Raw genomic sequence first — 20,509 nt, 5'->3', positions numbered from 1 at the left:
TTTATCGTGATAATGACCATTAATATAATCATATAAATAGAAAGACCTATGAAAATTGAAAGCATAATGCAAAAAAACTTGCTCACCCTTTCTATGGATTCACCATTAAGTCAGGCTAAAGAAATCTTTGAAAATAATAATATACACCACGTAATTATTATTGATGATCATGGTTTATTAGCTGGGATCATAACAGATAGAGATTTATATAAGCATTTGAGCCCGACTGTTGGCACGAGCCACGAAACCCATAGAGATACGGCGTTAATGCAAAAGAAAATGCATCAAATAATGGCTAGAAATGTGATTAAAACGCAACCAGAGCAATCATTAAATGAAGCTGTTTTACTGTTACATGATAACCATGTTTCTTGTTTACCTGTAGTCAATAAGCTGAATGAACCAGTAGGGATTATTACTTGGCGAGATTTATTAAAGGTATTAGCATTAAGGTATAAAGTAAAATTAGCCGCTAACAATTAACAATCTTCCAACCATTAAAAAATTAGCAACTAATGCTTATCGAAACCATCAATCGATAGGGTCGTCAAAGCCATCAAGTGTTACACCTCTCAATCCACCTGTTCCACTTTGATCATTAGTTCGCAATTTAATCATCAAACGTAAATCATTGGGTGAATCAGCATGATGCAGTGCATCGGCATATGTGATCAAGCCCTCTTCATATAAATTAAATAATGCTTGATCAAAGGTTTGCATCCCTTGCTCATTAGATTTTTTCATTACGTCTTTGAGACTACCAACATCACCTTTTTTAATAAGCTCTGAGACATAAGGCGAGTTTAATAAAATTTCAATCGCAGCTACTCGGCTAGTACCGTCTTTAGTCGGTACCAATTGCTGAGCAATAATTCCCCGAAGGTTCAATGCTAAATCAAACAGTAACTTACCATGCTGATCAGCTGGTACTAAATGCATAATTCGATCAATCGCTTGGTTTGCGTTGTTCGCATGTAAAGTAGCAATACATAAATGGCCTGTTTCAGCAAAACTTAACGCGTGCTCCATGATTTCCTTACTACGAATTTCACCAATCAGAATTACGTCAGGTGCTTGTCGTAATGAACTTTTTAAGGCAGCATCAAACGACTCAGTATCCAACCCTACTTCACGTTGAGTTATCATACTTTTTCCATGTTCATGAACAAATTCCACCGGATCTTCAATAGTTAGAATATGTCCACGTGAATTGCGGTTTCGATAACCAATTAATGATGCCATCGACGTTGACTTACCGGTGCCGGTACCGCCAACAAAAAGTACTAACCCTCGTTTTGACATCACAACATCTTTCAATACAGAAGGTAAACCAAGCTCGTCGGTATCAGGTATTTCAGTAACAATACGACGAACGACCATACCTGCCATATCACGCTGCCAAAAAGCAGAAATACGAAAACGCCCAATCCCATCAATTGAAATGGCAAAGTTACATTCCTTTTCTTCATCAAATTGACGAATTTGCTTTTCATTCATCGCATTATGCACTAAGGCTAACGCATCTTTGGCAGTTAATACCTGGTCATCAATAGGTTGTAACTCGCCATTAATTTTAGCACTAACGGGCAACTTCGCGGTAACAAACATATCGGAAGCTTGTGCAGCAACCATCTTTTCTAATAACTGATGAAAGGCCATTAATTATTCCTATATTAATAATTCATACATAATTTAAAAGCTTTTGAACTGATTTTTATCAACCGCTTTTTCCATGGCTGAGGCTTTAGTGATAATGCCTCGACTAACTAAATTTTGTAAACATTGATCCATCGTTTGCATACCATTAGACATACCGGTTTGAATAGATGAATACATTTGTGCAATTTTATCTTCACGAATTAAATTACGAATAGCGGGTGTAGCAATCATAATTTCATGCGCTGCAACACGACCACCACCCACTTTTTTAATTAACGTTTGAGAGATAACGGCTCTAAGTGACTCTGACAACATAGAGCGCACCATTGCTTTTTCTGCTGCAGGGAATACATCAATAATACGGTCAATGGTTTTAGGGGCAGAGGTTGTATGTAGGGTACCGAAAACTAAATGCCCCGTTTCAGCGGCAGTCATGGCAAGACGAATAGTTTCTAAATCACGCATTTCCCCAACAAGAATAACATCTGGATCTTCACGTAAAGCTGAACGTAATGCCGCCTCGAAGCTTAACGTATCACGATGTACTTCACGTTGGTTAATCAAACACATTTTATTTTCGTGTACAAATTCTATCGGATCTTCAATAGTTAAAATATGATCGTTTTTCGAATCATTAATATAATCAACCATTGCAGCTAACGTTGTCGACTTACCCGAGCCTGTTGGTCCTGTAACTAAAACTAAACCACGTGGGGTATCGGAAATATCTCTAAAAATATCAGGACAACCTAATTCATCAAGGGATAATATTGTACTTGGGATGGTACGAAAAACAGCGGCAGGCCCCCTATTTTGATTAAAGGCATTAACCCTAAACCTTGCTAAATTAGGCACTTCAAAAGAAAAATCCACCTCTAGCTTTTCTTCATATTCTTTACGCTGACGGTCATTCATAATGTCGTAGACTAATGCGTTAACATCTTTAGCATCAAAAGCGGGTATATTAAGTTTACGAACATCACCATCAACGCGAATCAAAGGTGGCGACCCGGTCGATAAATGTAAATCTGATGCTTCATGTTGCACACTAAAGGCAAGTAGTTCAGTAATATCCATAAAAAACCTCGGTGGTATTATTTGTCAAAATATAGATGGTAAAAGTATCATGGCTCAAAATAGCGATAGTTAATATTTTATACCAATCTCACAAACTGTTATTATCAATAAAAATATATCAGTCAAACTTTAGTAGCTAAAATAATGAATGAAATTAACGAAAACATTCAAAAAATAAAATCAAAAATAGATCAGGCTTACCATGCTAGTTCTCGTGTTAATTTTCATCATCACGCCACTATTACATCTAAGCAAGAAAATGAGCCATCTTCCGATAGTAGACAAAATCCTATAACTTTGCTCGCGGTAAGTAAAACAAAACCTATAGCCGCGATAGAGCAAGCTTACTTGGCCGGACAACGTGACTTTGGTGAAAACTATTTACAAGAGGCAATAGAAAAAATCTCTAAACTGTCACATTTATCTAATATTTGTTGGCATTTTATTGGCCCTATTCAATCGAATAAAACAAAGCTTATCGCTCAAAACTTCAACTGGGTTCACAGTGTAGATAGAGCCAAAATAGCATTACGTTTAAATGAACATTTAAATGATTTAAATCAGCAAGTTCCTTGCAAAGATACCTCGCTAAACATTTGTTTACAAGTCAATATTAGTGAAGAGGCATCGAAATCTGGCATTATGGTAGATGAAGTATTTTCTTTAGCTGAAGTCGTTAATAATTGTGATAAACTCGTCCTGCGAGGATTAATGGCCATTCCAGAAAAGAATGCTGGTGAAGCAAGTTATGTAAAAATGCAGCACTTGTTTAACAAATTACAGGCCCAATATCCAACTGTAGATACGCTATCCATGGGTATGTCGAACGATTTAACGTTGGCTATTACACATGGTTCCACTATGGTCAGAATCGGTACGGCCATTTTTGGAGAGAGAAGTTAAATATAAGTCAGTACTTCCTCTGAAGAAAGTACCCTAAAAGTACTCTGACACAAATAACCTAACAAAACGTATTCGCACAAAAAGGTAGATAATTTTCATGAATAAAATAGCATTTATTGGCGCAGGTAATATGGCCCGTGCAATCATTGTCGGGCTAATAAGCTCTGGTGTTGCAGCAAAAAACATTATGGTTGCCAACCCGTCTCCTGAGAAAAGAGTACAACTAGCTAACGAGTTTGGTGTACAACATACCAGTGATAATATCGAAGCAGCAACTTTTGCTGATATTATAGTATTAAGTGTAAAACCACATTTTATTTGTGATGTTTGTGAGCAACTTAGCAGTGCACTGGATATATCAAATAAATTGTTCATTTCTGTTGCTGCGGGTACAACTGTTACCCAAATTCAACAAGCACTTCATTGTAATGCCGCGCTTGTTCGCGTTATGCCAAACACACCATCACAACTCGGCTTAGGTATGAGCGGTATGTTCGCTTCACAAGAAGTCAATGCAGAACAAAAGGCAGCAAGTGATAAATTGATGTCTGCCGTGGGTAAAGTTATCTGGCTACCAACTGAAGATAAAATTAACGATGTTATTGCTGTTGCAGGATCTGCGCCAGCGTACTTTTTCTTATTTATGGAAGCAATGGAAAAACACGCTCAAACGCTAGGTTTTAGCGCAGAAGAAAGTAGAATGTTAGTACAACAAACTGCGCTTGGTGCAGCACAAATGGTTGAACATAGTACAGCTGAAATTAGTACCTTACGAGAAAATGTCACGTCAAAAGGCGGCACTACTTTTGCAGCTCTTGAACAGTTTAGAAAAGATGGTATTGAAGAAATGGTGACTAACGCAATGAATGCTGCAATCGCCAGAGCCGAAGAAATGGCAAAAGGTAACTAACGTTTCAAATAATAAACATAGATTACGTTACAATAATATAATAGCAGTATAACAATAGGTTATATTGCTACTTAGGAGAAAATATGGAAGCAGTTACATACTTATTAAGATTCGCTTTTGATGCTTTATTAATAATTTTAATCATGAGAGTTTGGTTACAGTGGGTAAAAGCTGACTTTTATAATCCATTAAGCCAATTCATTGTAAAAGTGAGTAACCCATTAGTGGTTCCGGTACGACGAATTGTGCCTGGATTTGGTGGAATAGATTTAGCAACAATATTAATTGCATATGCAGTAGCTACTTTAAAGTTTTTCACCTTAGCAGCCATAACAGGTCAAAGCTTAGGTTTATTAGCTTTTTATATCGGCTTTTTAGTTTTACTAAAACAAGCGGGCTTTTTATTGTTTATGATCATGATTATTATGGCGGTAATGAGTTGGGTCGTTCAAGGTTATAACCCTACCTTGGCAGTATTCCATCAACTAACAGAGCCATTCTTAAACCCTATTAGACGTATTATTCCTAATTTGGGTGGTTTAGATTTATCTATGATTGTTGCCTTTTTAGCGATGAATGTTATCAATATTCTCCTGTCAGGATCTTTACCCTACTGGGGAGCTTTATAGTTCAGTACCAAAGATTACTTTGGACCCCTAATTACTTAAATAACATAGTAGTTAAGTTAGAACTAATAACCCGGCCAGTTCTATCCATATATGGAACTGGCTATTTTTTAAACCAACGAATCAGGAAGTAGTATGCATAATTCAATCGTTAAACTAATATTGGCGATCACGATAAGCTTATTAGTGATGTCGAGTGCTAACGCCGAAAACATGAAGCCATTAGGCTCAATGAATGTTCATTACATGGCAATCGGTTCAACCTTTTTTACACCTGAAATAGCTAAAGCTTACGGTATAACACGTAGTCGCTATAATGGATTAGTTAATATTTCAGTACTTGATAATACAAAGGCAGGTCACCCAGCTAAAACGGTTAGTATTATTGGCCAAGCAAAAAATAATTTGGGCCAATTTAAAAACTTAGCGTTTGAAGAAGTAAAAGAAGGTGATGCCATTTATTACTTAGCGCAAGTTAACTATAACGATGAAGAAACATTACATTTCACGCTAGAAATTAATGATGGTAAAGAACAACAAACATTAAAGTTTTCACAAAAATTTTATGTTGATTAAATCGCTACCCAAAAGAGAAGGTATTAAGGACTTAGGGCTGTAGCCTTGAGAATATAACCTAGTACCTATCTCCTTTTTCCCGTATTATTGCCCACAATTATTCATTCCTAAAGCCCTGTTATTTTATGTCTACAATAGTTTTAGCCACTGGCAACCAAGGTAAAGTTAAAGAGTTAGCTAGCTTGCTTAGCAAACATCAAATAGAAATAGTACCGCAAAGTAATTTTAATGTACCCGACGTTGCAGAAACAGGTACAACTTTCGTTGAAAATGCCATTATCAAAGCGCGCCATGCAGCTAAAATTACAGGATTACCTGCTATTGCTGATGATTCTGGGTTAGAAGTTGATGCGTTAAATGGTGCTCCTGGTGTTTATTCTGCCCGTTATGCGAGTGATATTGTTGGTGATCACGTCACTGATGATGACAATATGAACAAGCTCCTTAATGCATTAAAAGATACCCCTACTGAACAACGCAAAGCTCGTTTCCATTGTGTATTGGTATATATGAAGCATGAAAATGATCCAACGCCTATTATTTGTCATGGTATTTGGCAAGGGAGCATTAGCAACGACAAAAAAGGTGAACAAGGTTTTGGTTATGATCCTATTTTTTGGCAAGAAGACTTACAATTGTCTTCAGCACAGTTGACTCGTGATGTTAAAAACAAACTAAGCCATCGTGGCCAAGCATTAGCGCAACTGATTAAAAAATTAGCCAAGTAACTTTAATCCCCAATCTATTTGGCCTGCAAACATAGACATTAATAGTGAGTACTAACTTGTTAACAACACCACCGCTTTCTTTATATATTCACATACCATGGTGTGTTGAAAAGTGCCCTTATTGTGATTTTAATTCTCATGCTCTTAAATCAAAAGTTCCGGAGCAAGATTACGTACAGGCATTGATTGCTGATTTAGATGCAGATATTGAACGTTTTAATTTACAGAACAGACCACTACATTCTATTTTTATAGGTGGCGGTACACCTAGTTTGTTTTCAGCGCAATCGATTGAAAGTTTACTGCAGCAAGTGTTTTCTCGTTTTATTAATGGTGCATCACAAAGCTCTGCACCAGAAAAATTGATAGAAGTTACACTAGAAGCTAACCCTGGTACTGTAGAAGCAGATAAATTTATTGGCTTTGCAAAGGCAGGCGTTACTCGCTTGTCTATTGGCGTACAAAGCTTCGAATCAGAAAAGTTAGTCAAACTTGGTAGAATTCATAATGTTGACCAGGCAAAGCAAGCTGCTCAACTTGCGACAAACTCTGGCGTTCAAAGCTTTAATTTAGATTTAATGCACGGCTTGCCTAACCAAACTATTGAAAATGCTTTAGATGATTTAAAAACGGCTATTAATCTTAAACCCGATCATCTTTCTTGGTATCAATTAACCATAGAGCCTAATACGGCTTTTCATTCTAAACCACCAAAATTGCCGCAAGATGAAACCTTGTGGAATATTCAAGACGAAGGCTTTAAGTTACTCGCAGATGCTGGTTATAAACAGTACGAAATATCGGCTTTTAGTTTAGAAGCAGAGACAAAAGACAAAAAAGAAACTAAGCAATGCCAACATAATCTTAACTACTGGCGTTTTGGTGATTACTTAGGGATAGGTTGTGGTGCCCATGGTAAAATTACTGATGTGGATACAAATGTTGTTCACCGCACAGTCAAAGTAAAGCACCCTAAAGGGTACCTCGATGCAAATCGAGATCCGCTAGATCACTTAACTACCGTATCTAGTGAAGAGTTACCTTTTGAGTATATGATGAACCAATTAAGGTTGTTTTCCCCTTTTACGTTAACTCATTATCAACAGCGAACGGGGTTAGTTTCAAGTACTATTTTACCAACATTACAACAAGCACAAAATAAACAATTAATGATATGTATTGATGAAGCGCCTAACCAAGAAACGTGGCAAGTAACACCACTTGGACATAGGTATTTAAATGATTTATTGGAGCTTTTTCTCTAATGAAAGTAGTCCCAGCCGAGAATGATCAAGTATTTATGCAACGAGCATATGAACTTGCTCAACAAGCAGAACAACATAATGAAATTCCTGTTGGTGCTGTCGTTGTCTATCAAGGAAAGATTATTGGCGAAGGGTTTAATCAATCTATTTTACTCAATGACCCTTCCGCTCATGCTGAAATGATCGCGATCCGTCAAGCAGGCAAGTACCTAAATAATTATAGGTTATTAGATTGTACCTTGTATGTAACGCTTGAGCCCTGCCCTATGTGTGCTGGTTTATTAGTACATAGTAGAATTCAGCGTTTAGTGTATGCAAGTCCAGATTTAAAAACAGGCGCTGCTGGCAGTATTTTTAATCTAGTAGGAACATCACAACTGAACCATCAAATAGTAGTAGACAATGGCATTATGGTTGAGCAATGTAGTGAGTTATTATCAGGATTTTTCAAACGTAGACGAAGTGAAAAGAAATTAGCTAAGAAAGCATTAAAGCTTACATCAGAACTTAAATAATTTATGACTTACCATAGCAAAAAAAAAGCCTTAACTTTCTTTTGCTTGTTGTGATGACTCTTGATTAACAACCTGATTAAAGAAAAATTGACGTCGTGAGTTTACTTTATGATGTTGCACTTTAAGTTGTTTTTTTCTTGCTGTTGCTTGTCTTCTATTTTTCATTTTATTCTCTCTTTTGTATTTAGTTATTAAAATTAATTCGAGCTCATTATTGTCGATTAATATTACATGAATATGACAAAATAAAAGATTATTTTCAAGTCATTTGATATATACCCTTTATCATTCAAGATGCAGATTTAAGAGCACTTTTAATAGAAGCTCTAAACCTAACAAAAAAGGCGGTGAACTCTGAGTTCACCGCCTTTTTCATTCGTGTTATTTCAATTACACCTTACGACGTAATCCGAATAGAGCTAAAGCACCTATAATAAAAAAGCCCAACGTTGCAGGTTCAGGAACGGCAACTGCGGAGCTATCAGCAACAGAGATATTGGCTGATGCGCTATTAAATTCTGTAGGCGTAAAGAAGCGGGTAGTAAAAAAACCTTCAAAAATAGGGTCATTGTTAGAAGTACTAGCAACAGTATCTCCAACTGCTAAAGCAGTAAATTCAAACGAGCCAAGTAATATGTTACTACCAAATAATGGGCCGGTAGGAGAGGCGCCACCAATACCATCATCTAAGCCAAAGATAGTCATAAAATCAGTACCTAACGTAAAGCTATTTAAGTTAAGCAAGCTACTATTAGAAAGGTCAAGATCTAACCCCCAAGCCAGAATAGAATCGACCTGTGCAGTAACATTTACATATAAGTCAAGAGTAAAAGTATTATTCACTTGGACCTCTACATCAGGCTCGCTAAAAGACAATATTAAGCCAGCTTGTGCACTAAAAGCGCTCATTAACAATAGAGTAGCAAGTGTCAAAGAACGGAATATTTTGTTATTAGTAATTAAATTTTTCATCGTATATCTCTATTTAAAATTGAAATGAATAGCGACTTCGTTTAACGAAGTCGCCTATTTTTATTTTTTATTGATTTATATATAACTGATACCAAACCTGAAGATCAGCAGCACTAATGGCACCATCTTCATCGAAATCAGCAATAGCATCAAAGTTAGTATCACCAGTCACGCTACCAAGCATACCGATAATGGCCATGTAGTCAGAAAAATCAACACTACCATCTTGATTCACATCTGCGTTAGTCTCTGGAGTTTCATCAACAACTGCATCAAACTGCAGGGCAATCACAACAGGGTCATGATCAGACATACGATACGCATCAGCTGCATAGAAATCAGTTATATGTGCATCAGCCTTAAATTCAATATTGTAATCAAGTGCGATAGGTTCATCAGCGTTAATGTGCCACTCAGTAACGTCAACTACTTTGGCTAATGCTTTATTATTTCCTAATGCATGGTCTAAATATCCCACTTGACCATCAAAAGAATAAGAATAAGCGGTAGCGCCACCAAAATAGTTTACTAGGTTGGTATAACCTGACTGCTCTAGTGCACTGATAGGATCTTCTTTCGCATAAGAATTCAAATCACCAATGATTAAAGTAGCTGTATCAGGGAATTGAGTATCTAGGAAGGCACTTAGCGCCTGAGCAGCACGTGTACGAGTTAAATTACAGCTACCTTGACCAGTAGTTGTATCATCATCGCTAGCACCACAACTTGAGCCTTTAGATTTAAAATGGTTAACACTAACAACAAATGCTTCGCCATTTTCAACCAGAGAAAACTCTTGAGCTAAAGCTGGACGATTCTTAGTATCAACAAACAACGCACCGTCTTCATCAGAGATAGAATTACTACTATCTAGAATTTTTAATGCTCCATTCAAAGTGACAACACTCGACTTATAAATAAGCGCTACGGTAATAGCATCAGTGCCCACAGTGGTCCCCGGGTCAACAATTGAATAGGTATCAGTCCCGACAACATCATTAATTGCTGAAACCAAATCAGCAATTGCTGATCCTGTACCGAAACCATTGTTTTCGATTTCCATTAAGCCGACAACATCAGCATCCATTGCAACAATTGCCGATACTGTTTTAGCTTTTTGACGTTCAAACTCAACAGCATCATTTGCACCACGGCAATCTAAGCTTGCACTAGGGCCACATAACACAGCACCATCATCGAGCGTTACGAAGTAGTTAAGCACATTTAAGCTAGCCACTTTAAGATTACCTAAACTCAAACTAGGCTCACTTTCACGAACATTCGTTGTCGCAAAGCTAGGTGAGGCAGTTGGAATCACTCTATACTTATCAAAACTATAATCCATAACACCTGTTAGCGATAAAACAGTATCCCCAGAGCGTAAGCTATTACCCGCTGACAAACCACCTGTAGGGTATGGAACAGATTCAGGATTAGAACCATTTACACCATCATCTAGAATGATTTTATCTAAAGCATTAGCAGCTTCAAGCGCGACAGCTTCAACTGAACCTGGGCTATATAAATTAGTAGGATTATACAAACGTTTTGACGATAAAGTCGCTTCGCCATATCGAGATAAATAGTAATTATCTGTTACAACCAAGTTTTGTGCACTTGAAACAAGCATACCTTCTAACGATTCTACTTCTTCGCTCGAAGAAAAAGGTAAACTCAATGAAACTGCAATAGCTGAATCCGTTCCACAACCTGTTAATATTTCTGTTGCTACGATCTGAGTTCTTTCATAATACTCAGCGACATCACCTACTACTCGGACTACATCACCAACTGTTGGTAATACGCCTTCATAATAAACAAATATACCCTCTGATGTTAAGCTATCAGTATCCATGTCAGCTACTTCTTCTTGTACAAAGAACCCCGTTAATTCAGAAAACGACGCACTAACAATCCCTTCAACAAGAATAGTTTCATCCACTAAAGGAGAAATAAAGCCATTACCTTGAACAGCACTAATAAGCGTCGCTTCATCTGCACACATACCAATAGATACTGTTGAACCATTATCATCACCGCCATCACCAGTTCCAGCTCCGTTGCCAGAAAAAGAAGCTATTGGGAAAGGCGTTGTAGCTGTATCATTCGTACTTTGACCATCTAAAACGTTAATACCACTAAAAGACCAATTTTCTAGCGTGAAAGTAGCGCCATCAGGGCCAGTACCAGAAACACGATATGCCCAGCCATCAAGGTACTCCCATGCTTCACCATTACCGTCGGTGTTGATATCACCAAATACATCAACAACTTCGCCATTTTTAAACAGCTCAACAGCATCATCACCATTTATGCCAGCAACACTGGTGGTATCAGTTGGAGCAAAACCAAAGAAAACTTCGAAGTTTGTGCTTTCTGACGCGATATATATATAATCGCCTTTACTTGCTGAACCAGAGAAAGTGTACTCTTGGCCATCAGAGCCGCCACCATTATTAGCCGAGCCAAAACCGAATATACTCAAATCTTCAATGTCTGTCGCGGCATAGAATTCAATCACTTTTGGCGTGCCACCAGATAACGAAGCATCTGCTACACCAGTAATAACAAGTTTTTCATCAACATAGAAAGTCCCAATTGGAAAAGCTAAGTCTGTTGACGAATTAGCGCTTGCTCCATCTAGCGCATTAGGACCGCTAAAAGTCCAGTTGGCTAATACAAAATCACTACCATCAGGACCTGTATTAGCATTACGGTAAGCCCAACCATCAAGGTACTCCCATGCTTCACCGTTACCATCTACGTTGATATCACCAAAGGTATCTACAACTTCATCATTACAATAGAGTTCAACGGCATCATCACCATTGATAGCAGCCATTCCAGCAGTATAATCAGGGGAAAAACCAAAGAAAGTATTAAACCCTGTTGTTTCAGATGCCACATAGATAAAGTCACCTGCGCTAGCCGAAACTGCATCAAATGTGAACTCTTGACCATCTGAGCCACCACCATTGTTAGCAGAGCCAAGACCACATACACTTAAATCAGCGATATCGTTAACGATATGTAATTCAATTGCTTTTGGTATGCCGCCACTTAAAGAGCCATCGATCACACCGCTGATAATTATATCACTAGAAACTACAGTGCCAGTATCAGTTCCTTCATCACCGTCATCTGTTCCGTCATCTGTTCCGTCATCGCTGCTATCAACTCCACAACCGGCCGAAGGGTAAATCACTTCAACCCAAGCAGGATTATCAATATAAGGGTTTCTGTTACCTTGTAGCTCATAAATACGGCTATTACGTAACTCTTCAGACGCATCGATAGGATCCGCTGCATTCCAAGCGACTAATGTGCATAACAAGCCTAACTTGCTTTCACTTGTAGTCGTTATACGATTAACTAGCTCTAAATCTGGCGTAGAATCAGAGCCAGTACCTTCATAACGCGTGTCCATATAGAACATCATTCGGGCAACATCACCCTTGATGTCATCTCTTGGTTCAAAAGAATCACTATCAACACTATTAATTGGGCTTTCAGCAAGAGGGCTATCACTGTTATCAAAATCTAAGTTACCGCGAGAACTATTAATACTAATATCTGTTGGTCTCAAATGATGAATATCTGTGTAAGCTTCAAAAGAATCGCTTGGAAAACCATGGCTTTTAGCCCACGAGTGCTCACGATTCCAATTATCAGGATCAGAACTAGCAGCACCACTACCGTTCGTTGCCTTGCCTTGTGAACGGTTGCTATACCATAAAATAACGTTATCAGTATTGGTTGGATCTTCATCTGTATAAGTTAATGCTGTCCAGACATCTGAATAAGATAAGTTTTTATGATCAGTTGCAATGATATCACTTAAGACTAACTTTATAGTCGATACAGAAGAGTTAAAATTAATTTCTGCTTGTGCTGCAGCATAATAACTAGTGGCATCAAAAAGACTAGCGTCTTTAATTTTAGGAACATTTGGACAGTTTGTACAAACACTACCACTGATAACATTTGAATCTACAGTACCAGTGTCTTCATCTTCGCTATTTTCACCGTCAGCAAAATTTTTAAGAGGAAATACAGAGGTTGCTGAAGCGTTTGAAGCTTCACCATCAAGGGCATTTGCGCCACTAAACGACCAACTACCAAGAACAAATGTTACTCCATCTGGGCCTGTATTAGCAGTACGGTAAGCCCAGCCATCAAGGTACTCCCAAGCCTCACCGTTACCATCTACGTTGATATCACCAAAGGTATCCACAACAACGCCATCGCAAAACAGTTCAACACTGTCATCACCGTTTATAACCATTGCTCCAGCTGTATCGGTAGGTTGGAATCCTAGATAAGCTTCGAAATTAGTACTCTCGCTCGAAATGTAAATATAACTGCCCGCTGTCGCTGGACCACTATTAAAAGTATATTCTTGTCCGTCAGACCCTCCACCATTATTAGCTGAGCCTAAACCACATGCTGATAAGTCAGCTATATCGTTAAGAACAAAAATTTCTACCGCCTTAGGGGTTCCCCCTGATAACGGTCCATCGATAACGCCAGTAATGACAAGATCACTTGCCTGGACTGAAGATGTTATTATCAACGCGAGTAGCGCTGAAGATTTATATTTCATAGTTTTCCCTTATAATGTAAGCCTGCGCTCAACACTTAGTTTTTGAATTTGAGTACAATCACCTTAGTTTTTTATGTCAATATAATGACAAAAAATTTGAGCATGTACTTGGCTAATAATTTTATAACCATTCGGTCAACTGTTAATTTTTGTATTTCAATATTATTATCTTATTTTTTTATTTCAATATAATGACAACAAATATCAACACGCACTCCGCTGATAAAATTGTTGACCATTCGGTCAGTATTAAAGCAATTTCTATTCCATTTTGATATAAAAAACTCTTATTAAAAAATAAAATAAACATAAAAATCAGCTCCGCTTATCAAAATAATAAGATTAATGTGAGCAGTATTTTAATCAAACGAACAATGCTATGTCGTTTTAAAATCATAACAATGACAAAAAATAAATAAATTTCGGTTAGTCGTTGTTTAGAATTTTACTTTAGCCATTACTCTACTTATGCAATAGGATTTAATTCTTATAAGTATGTTAAGCATTTTATGATGGGTAAATTATTGACTTTATCGGTTTAGTGGATGGGATGCTTAGGGAAATTATAAACAATTATTGCGCGACACCGTCCCTTAGAGGCTTTTTTTGACGTGAACAACAAGTGCTTTTTCCATCTCATCTATATGTATAAATAGAGCGATTAATATTTCGGTGTTCCTCTTTGTAGGGCAAAGCGCACCAAAAAGAGGCTTTTGGCTCAGCCCTATTGACTTAATGAGCTTGTCTACTTTGTATAGAGGAAAGCAGCAAAACACACCTTTTAATAACCCGTAAATGTGTTGCAGTAGTTCAATGAAATAAAGTGCGATTGTTGCAGCATGGTCAATAAAGTCAATTATTGAGATGGAAACTATGCATTATATAAAACGGATTAATGAATGCTTTTTAAGGTATCTCTGAGAATTAGTTTCACCAATCCTTCTTAACTATATAGAATACGAATAGTTACTCGCTAGTAACTTGCTCTAATTCTTGCTCTATTGCTTCAAGTACTTCAGCATCTTCAGCGGCTTCTATAGCTTCTTGTGACTTATCATCTAACCAAGTTAGCGTGTCGTAATAACGGCGAATATTATCTACATAATGCACAGGTTCGGTCCCTCGAGCGTAACCATACCTTGTGTTTTTATAGTATTTCTTTTGTTGTAATAATGGTAAGCGAGACTTTACCTCCACCCAACGGTCAGGATCTCCTCCTTGCTGTTGCGTGATAATACGTGCATCATTTAAGTGGCCAAAACCAACATTATAAGACGCTAACGCAAACCAAATACGATCTGGGTTTGGAATTCTATCTGGCATTTTAGCTATCATACGCCTGAAATATTTACTGCCCCCTCGAATACTTTGCTCTGCATCTAAACGGCTTTTTATACCCATTTGTTTAGCCGTAGCCAAGGTTAACATCATCATACCTCGTACACCGGTATGCGAGCGAGCATGAGGTCTCCAATGAGATTCTTGATAGCTAATTGCTGCCAGTAATCGCCAATCGATTTCTTGGCTATATTTTTCAAATACCGCCTGATACTCAGGCAATCTACTTTTAACCGCTTTAATAAAAGTACGTGTTTCTACGTAATTAAACTGTTCTATATGACCATAATATTTATCATCTAGCGCCAACAGAGAACCATTGTGATGAACTTGACCAAAAAACTCGACTAAACTTGCTAAAATAGCGTCGTCAGTAGTTTTATTTACCATCCACGCTAAAGGCTCTGTTTCTTGAATAGTAAAACCGATACTAATTTCAGGATAATAGCGACGACTTGACGCCAGCGTATTACTGTCAACAATGGTATAGTCTATTTCATCATTAAGTAATTTAGCCAGTAACTCTTCACCGTCAAAATCGCTTGTTTCAATCCATTTAAGATCAGGATGAACTTGCTTCAGTTTGTTCAAACTTTCTACATGACTAGAGCTAGCTGTTACCATTAACGTTCCAGTTAAATCACTAAGTTCCCTCGGTCTTACATTACCTTGTTTAAAGACCAATTTTTGACTTATATCTGTATAACTTGGTGCAAAATCAAAATCAAGCAAACGCTTTTCTGTTACAGCCAACCCAGCAGCAAGTAAGTCAACTTCACCAGAATTTAGCATAGCAAAGAGTTCATCCAAAGAATAACTTGGGACAATTTTTAGCGTTACATTGAGATAGTCAGCATACTGTTTCGCCAATTCATATTCAAAACCTGCATAGGCATCCATTTGCATGCCATTACTTTGAATATCATTACCTTGCGTATAAAAACTATTAGCACCATATAAAGTACCAATAGTGATATAACCTCGTTCCACAATACGTTCAAAGGTCACTTGTTGATTTTTTTCACTACAAGAAAAAAGCGCGCTTAATAAGAAAAAAGCAATAAACACTTTCCTTATTATTAACGTCTTTTTTGGATTACAAATTATAAATTTCATAATGTAATTGTGTCGTGTATTTCCTTGTTAGCCAAGCTCTTTTTTTTAAAGTTGATTTTTCATATAAACATGAAGTTTTAACGCTTACTAAAAGTTAACTTTTAAACTATAATACGCGCGAAATTTTCGCTTAGGCTAAGCTCAATATTTAGTCTGATCAAAAAACCTATAAAAACTTGGTGATTACCCTATGACGATGCCTAAGACGACATTAATTAAAAACCTTCGTGGCGCTCCTGCACTTTCGGAATTTAGAGTTAAAAAATTATTAGCTCAATGTGAAGAGTTACAGCTACCAGTAAATGATATTTATGCTGAATTTTCCCATTTTGCTCAACTTAATGAAGCATTAAGTTCAAACGATGAAAATGTTTTACAGCAATTACTTACTTATGGTCCTACTATTGAAGAACATCAGCCTAGCGGTTGGTTTTTATTAGTGACACCTCGTCCAGGCACTATTTCTCCTTGGTCATCAAAATCTACCGATATAGCGCACAATTGTGGCCTTACTAATGTAGTACGTTTAGAGCGCGGTATTGCTTATTATGTATCAATACAAGACGATGAAGCATTAACTACAGCGCAAGAAGTACAATTAAACGCGTTATTACACGACCGTATGATGGAAAGTATTTTCAACGACTTTGAGCAAGCAAGTTTATTATTTGCTAGCAGTGAACCAGGTAAGCTTACTGCGATTGATATTGAAAATGGCGGAAAAGCAGCTTTAGTTAACGCTAACATTGAATTAGGTTTAGCGCTTGCAGAAGATGAAGTTAACTATTTATTTGAAAACTTCACGAAATTAGGCCGTAACCCGCACGATATTGAACTATATATGTTTGCTCAAGCAAACTCAGAACATTGTCGTCATAAAATATTTAACGCTGATTGGACTATTGATGGCGTTAAACAAGAAAAATCATTATTTAAAATGATTCGTAATACTCATGAACTAAACAGTGATTACGTACTTAGCGCTTACAGTGATAACGCTGCAGTAATGGTTGGTAATAAAGGTGGTCGCTTCTTCCCTAATGCTGAAACAAATGTTTATGGTTATCACCATGAAGATATTCAAGTATTGATGAAAGTTGAAACCCATAACCACCCAACTGCTATTTCACCATACCCAGGTGCTGCAACAGGCAGTGGCGGTGAGATTCGTGATGAAGGCGCTACAGGTATAGGCTCAAAACCTAAAGCAGGTTTAGTTGGTTTCTCTGTATCTAACTTACGTATTCCCGATTTTGTCCAACCATGGGAAACTGATTTTGGTAAACCAAGTCGAATTGTTACTGCATTAGATATTATGCTGGAAGGTCCATTAGGTGGCGCAGCATTTAACAATGAATTTGGTCGTCCAGCTATACTAGGTTATTTCCGTACTTACGAAGAAGAGGTTAACTCATTCAATGGTGTTGAGGTACGTGGTTACCACAAACCAATTATGCTTGCCGGTGGTTTAGGTAACATACGTGATGAACATGTACAAAAGCGTGAGATTATTGTTGGCGCTAACCTAATTGCTTTAGGTGGCCCAGCAATGAACATTGGCTTAGGTGGCGGTGCTGCCTCATCAATGGCTTCAGGTCAATCAGCTGAAAACTTAGATTTTGCTTCTGTTCAACGCGAAAATCCAGAAATGGAACGTCGTTGTCAGGAAGTTATCGATAAATGTTGGCAGTTAGGTGAAGAAAACCCAATAGCTTTTATTCATGATGTTGGCGCAGGTGGTTTGTCTAATGCTTTCCCTGAGTTAGTGTCTGATGGCGGACGTGGTGGTGTATTTGAACTACGCAACGTACCAAATGACGAACGTAGTATGGCACCACATGAAATTTGGTGTAATGAATCTCAAGAACGTTACGTTATTGCTGTTTCAGATAAAAATTTAGCAACATTTGAAAAAATATGTGAACGCGAACGTGCACCGTATGCTGTTGTTGGTCGTGCTACTGAAGAAGAGCACTTAACGGTTACCGATTCACATTTCGCAGATGATGAAAAATTAAATACCCCTATTGATTTACCGCTTGATGTCCTTTTAGGTAAAACACCTAAAATTATCAAAGATGTAAAATCAGCAAAAGCGGCTGGTGATGTATTAGATTTTAGCAACGTAAGCTTAGAAGATGCAGCGAACAGAATTTTATCTTTACCAACAGTTGCTGAAAAAACATTCTTAATTACCATTGGCGATCGCAGTGTTACTGGTATGGTTAACCGCGATCAAATGGTTGGACCTTGGCAGGTGCCTGTTGCCGATTGTGGTGTTACCGCATCAGCACTTGACTCTTACCACGGTGAAGCAATGGCTTTAGGTGAACGTACGCCAGTTGCATTACTTAACTTTGGCGCTTCTGCTCGTTTAGCTGTAGCTGAGTCATTAACTAACATCGCTGGTACTGATATCGCTGGTGCTGACGGTGAGAGATTGAATCGTATAAAACTTTCAGCTAACTGGATGTCTCCTGCAGGTCATCCTGGTGAAGATGCTGGTCTTTATGAAGCAGTAAAAGCTATTGGTGAAGAACTGTGTCCTGCACTTGGATTAACAATTCCAGTGGGTAAAGACTCTATGTCGATGAAAACCCAATGGGAAGATGACGGTGTACAAAAATCGGTAACATCACCACTGTCACTTATTATTACTGCTTTTGGTGTTGTAGAAGATATTCGTAAAACTGTGACTCCTGAGCTTCGCTCTAATAAAGGCGAGACGACACTTATCGCGATTGATTTATCAAACGGTAAGAAACGTTTAGGTGGCTCATGTTTAGCGCAAGTTTATAAACAGCTTGGTAATGAAACCCCTGATGTTGATAGCCCAGAAGTATTAAAAGGCTTCTTCAATGCGATGCAAAATTTGGTTCGCGCTGAAAAACTAATTGCTTATCATGATATTTCAGACGGTGGTTTATTCACTACAGTAACTGAAATGGCTTTTGCCGGTCATACGGGTGTTGATATTGATATCACAAAACTCGTTAGTGTAGATACTGAAAATGGTGTAAGTGATGACTTAGCTACTTTATTCAATGAAGAGTTAGGTGGTGTTATTCAAGTACTGAACAGTGACCTTGACGCAGTAAACGCAATGTTCGCTGAGTATGGTATTGCCGAGTTAGCTACCGTTATTGGTACGCTTAACAATGAAGATACTATTCGCTTTAGCCGTGATGGTGAGGTTGTATTAGAAAACTCTCGTACTTATTACCGTACTACATGGGCACAAACGACTTATAAAATGCAGTCACTTCGTGATAACCCAGAGTGTGCACAACAAGAACATGATGTTAAATTTGATACTGAAGATCCAGGTTTAAACACTGAGCTGACTTTTGATATTAATGAAGACATAGTTGCTGATTTAATTGTTAAAGATGCGGCTAATTCTACGAATGGAACAATCGCTAACCCACGTATCGCAATTTTACGTGAGCAAGGCGTTAACTCTCATGTAGAAATGGCTGCTTCATTTGACAGAGCAGGCTTTGTTGCTATTGATGTCCATATGTCTGACATATTATCTGGTAGAACTGACTTAGCTGATTTTAATGGTTTAGTGGCTTGTGGCGGTTTCTCATACGGTGACGTATTAGGTGCTGGTGAAGGTTGGGCAAAATCAATCTTATTCAATGCCAACGCTCGCGCTATGTTTAAAACTTTCTTTGAACGTGAAGATACGTTCAGTTTAGGTGTGTGTAACGGTTGTCAGATGTTATCTAACTTAAAAGAAATCATCCCTGGCTCTGAGCACTGGCCTCATTTTGTACAAAACAAATCTGAGCGTTTTGAAGCACGTTTCTCATTAGTTGAAATTCAAGAAAGCCCTTCTGTACTGTTTAAAGGTATGGCTGGCTCTCGTATGCCAATTGCTGTTTCACACGGTGAAGGTCATGCTGAGTTTAAATCTGATGAAGCGATTGATGCTGCCAACAACTCAGGCACAGTATCAATGCGCTTTGTAAACAACTACGGTGATGTTACTGAAACCTACCCTGCTAATCCTAATGGCTCAGTAGACGGTATAACTTCATTAACAACTACTGATGGTCGCGTAACGATTATGATGCCGCATCCTGAGCGTGTATTTAGAACAGTTGCTAACTCATGGCATCCAGATAGCTGGGGTGAAGATTCACCTTGGGTTAGAATGTTCCGCAATGCAAGAGCCTTTATCGGCTAATGCAAAACGAGCAAGCGCTGTGCTAA

Annotated in this window: 15 protein-coding genes; 9 read left to right on the top strand and 6 right to left on the bottom strand. The window is 37.9% G+C overall.

Annotated features, from left to right (window positions below; genetic code table 11):
- The first annotated feature begins 48 nt into the window (after positions 1–48).
- Positions 49–483, top strand: a complete 435-nt coding sequence (locus GQS55_RS05480) for a CBS domain-containing protein (RefSeq protein ID WP_159818696.1) — start codon at positions 49–51, stop codon at positions 481–483.
- A gap of 48 nt (positions 484–531) precedes the next feature.
- Here GQS55_RS05480 and GQS55_RS05475 read toward each other — a convergent pair whose 3' ends face one another.
- Both GQS55_RS05475 and GQS55_RS05470 read right to left on the bottom strand, forming a co-directional pair.
- The gene (locus GQS55_RS05475) at positions 532–1,659 is read right to left on the bottom strand and encodes a PilT/PilU family type 4a pilus ATPase (RefSeq protein WP_159818694.1); all 1,128 of its coding nucleotides are present in this window, start codon (positions 1,657–1,659) and stop codon (positions 532–534) included.
- Between the two features lie 33 nt (positions 1,660–1,692).
- Positions 1,693–2,736: a type IV pilus twitching motility protein PilT gene (locus GQS55_RS05470; protein ID WP_159818692.1), complete on the bottom strand. Its 1,044-nt coding sequence runs from the start codon at positions 2,734–2,736 to the stop codon at positions 1,693–1,695.
- Between the two features lie 144 nt (positions 2,737–2,880).
- Here GQS55_RS05470 and GQS55_RS05465 point away from each other — a divergent pair, with 144 nt between their 5' ends.
- The 7 genes from GQS55_RS05465 (at position 2,881) to tadA (ending at position 8,259) form a co-directional block, all read left to right on the top strand.
- Positions 2,881–3,639: a YggS family pyridoxal phosphate-dependent enzyme gene (locus GQS55_RS05465; RefSeq protein ID WP_159818690.1), complete on the top strand. Its 759-nt coding sequence runs from the start codon at positions 2,881–2,883 to the stop codon at positions 3,637–3,639.
- A gap of 97 nt (positions 3,640–3,736) precedes the next feature.
- Entirely contained in the window at positions 3,737–4,549 is an 813-nt protein-coding gene (proC, locus tag GQS55_RS05460) for a pyrroline-5-carboxylate reductase (RefSeq protein ID WP_159818688.1), read from the top strand.
- A gap of 83 nt (positions 4,550–4,632) precedes the next feature.
- Complete coding sequence (locus tag GQS55_RS05455) at positions 4,633–5,178, top strand: YggT family protein (protein ID WP_159818686.1); 546 nt, start codon at positions 4,633–4,635, stop codon at positions 5,176–5,178.
- A gap of 132 nt (positions 5,179–5,310) precedes the next feature.
- Entirely contained in the window at positions 5,311–5,751 is a 441-nt protein-coding gene (locus GQS55_RS05450; RefSeq protein WP_159818684.1) for a DUF4426 domain-containing protein, read from the top strand.
- A gap of 125 nt (positions 5,752–5,876) precedes the next feature.
- A complete protein-coding gene (gene rdgB / locus GQS55_RS05445; protein ID WP_159818682.1) occupies positions 5,877–6,479 on the top strand; it encodes an RdgB/HAM1 family non-canonical purine NTP pyrophosphatase in 603 nt (200 codons plus the stop codon).
- Between the two features lie 44 nt (positions 6,480–6,523).
- Positions 6,524–7,744: a radical SAM family heme chaperone HemW gene (gene hemW, locus GQS55_RS05440; protein WP_236559768.1), complete on the top strand. Its 1,221-nt coding sequence runs from the start codon at positions 6,524–6,526 to the stop codon at positions 7,742–7,744.
- Positions 7,744–8,259, top strand: a complete 516-nt coding sequence (gene tadA, locus GQS55_RS05435; RefSeq protein ID WP_159818680.1) for a tRNA adenosine(34) deaminase TadA — start codon at positions 7,744–7,746, stop codon at positions 8,257–8,259. Before hemW ends, tadA begins: the two co-directional genes overlap by 1 nt.
- A 30-nt stretch (positions 8,260–8,289) precedes the next feature.
- On the opposite strand, the gene GQS55_RS20150 is transcribed toward tadA, so the two are convergent.
- The 4 genes from GQS55_RS20150 to mltF form a co-directional block, all read right to left on the bottom strand.
- Positions 8,290–8,424, bottom strand: a complete 135-nt coding sequence (locus tag GQS55_RS20150; RefSeq protein ID WP_268892430.1) for a hypothetical protein — start codon at positions 8,422–8,424, stop codon at positions 8,290–8,292.
- A gap of 225 nt (positions 8,425–8,649) precedes the next feature.
- Positions 8,650–9,231 carry a PEP-CTERM sorting domain-containing protein gene (locus tag GQS55_RS05430; RefSeq protein ID WP_159818678.1) on the bottom strand — a complete coding sequence of 194 codons (582 nt, stop codon included), beginning with the start codon at positions 9,229–9,231 and terminating at the stop codon, positions 8,650–8,652.
- Positions 9,232–9,298: 67 nt separating this feature from the next.
- On the bottom strand, positions 9,299–13,834 hold the full coding sequence (locus GQS55_RS05425) for an ExeM/NucH family extracellular endonuclease (protein ID WP_159818676.1): 4,536 nt from the start codon (positions 13,832–13,834) through the stop codon (positions 9,299–9,301).
- Positions 13,835–14,800: 966 nt separating this feature from the next.
- On the bottom strand, positions 14,801–16,288 hold the full coding sequence (mltF, locus tag GQS55_RS05420) for a membrane-bound lytic murein transglycosylase MltF (RefSeq protein ID WP_159818674.1): 1,488 nt from the start codon (positions 16,286–16,288) through the stop codon (positions 14,801–14,803).
- A gap of 196 nt (positions 16,289–16,484) precedes the next feature.
- On the opposite strand from mltF, the gene purL reads away from it, so the two are divergent.
- On the top strand, positions 16,485–20,483 hold the full coding sequence (gene purL / locus GQS55_RS05415) for a phosphoribosylformylglycinamidine synthase (protein WP_442872188.1): 3,999 nt from the start codon (positions 16,485–16,487) through the stop codon (positions 20,481–20,483).
- Positions 20,484–20,509 lie beyond the last annotated feature (26 nt).

The organism is Colwellia sp. 20A7, from assembly GCF_009832865.1.
Lineage (GTDB): Bacteria > Pseudomonadota > Gammaproteobacteria > Enterobacterales > Alteromonadaceae > Colwellia.
This window is presented reverse-complemented; position numbering and strand designations above follow the sequence as displayed.

What these genes read in the sequence shown, in the direction of transcription:
- GQS55_RS05480 (WP_159818696.1), top strand. Translation starts at nt 49, where the DNA reads ATGAAAATTGAAAGCATAATGCAAAAAAACTTGCTCACCCTTTCTATG.
- GQS55_RS05475 (WP_159818694.1), bottom strand. Translation starts at nt 1,659, where the DNA reads ATGGCCTTTCATCAGTTATTAGAAAAGATGGTTGCTGCACAAGCTTCC.
- GQS55_RS05470 (WP_159818692.1), bottom strand. Translation starts at nt 2,736, where the DNA reads ATGGATATTACTGAACTACTTGCCTTTAGTGTGCAACATGAAGCATCA.
- GQS55_RS05465 (WP_159818690.1), top strand. Translation starts at nt 2,881, where the DNA reads ATGAATGAAATTAACGAAAACATTCAAAAAATAAAATCAAAAATAGAT.
- proC (WP_159818688.1), top strand. Translation starts at nt 3,737, where the DNA reads ATGAATAAAATAGCATTTATTGGCGCAGGTAATATGGCCCGTGCAATC.
- GQS55_RS05455 (WP_159818686.1), top strand. Translation starts at nt 4,633, where the DNA reads ATGGAAGCAGTTACATACTTATTAAGATTCGCTTTTGATGCTTTATTA.
- GQS55_RS05450 (WP_159818684.1), top strand. Translation starts at nt 5,311, where the DNA reads ATGCATAATTCAATCGTTAAACTAATATTGGCGATCACGATAAGCTTA.
- rdgB (WP_159818682.1), top strand. Translation starts at nt 5,877, where the DNA reads ATGTCTACAATAGTTTTAGCCACTGGCAACCAAGGTAAAGTTAAAGAG.
- tadA (WP_159818680.1), top strand. Translation starts at nt 7,744, where the DNA reads ATGAAAGTAGTCCCAGCCGAGAATGATCAAGTATTTATGCAACGAGCA.
- GQS55_RS20150 (WP_268892430.1), bottom strand. Translation starts at nt 8,424, where the DNA reads ATGAAAAATAGAAGACAAGCAACAGCAAGAAAAAAACAACTTAAAGTG.
- GQS55_RS05430 (WP_159818678.1), bottom strand. Translation starts at nt 9,231, where the DNA reads ATGAAAAATTTAATTACTAATAACAAAATATTCCGTTCTTTGACACTT.
- GQS55_RS05425 (WP_159818676.1), bottom strand. Translation starts at nt 13,834, where the DNA reads ATGAAATATAAATCTTCAGCGCTACTCGCGTTGATAATAACATCTTCA.
- mltF (WP_159818674.1), bottom strand. Translation starts at nt 16,288, where the DNA reads ATGAAATTTATAATTTGTAATCCAAAAAAGACGTTAATAATAAGGAAA.
- purL (WP_442872188.1), top strand. Translation starts at nt 16,485, where the DNA reads ATGCCTAAGACGACATTAATTAAAAACCTTCGTGGCGCTCCTGCACTT.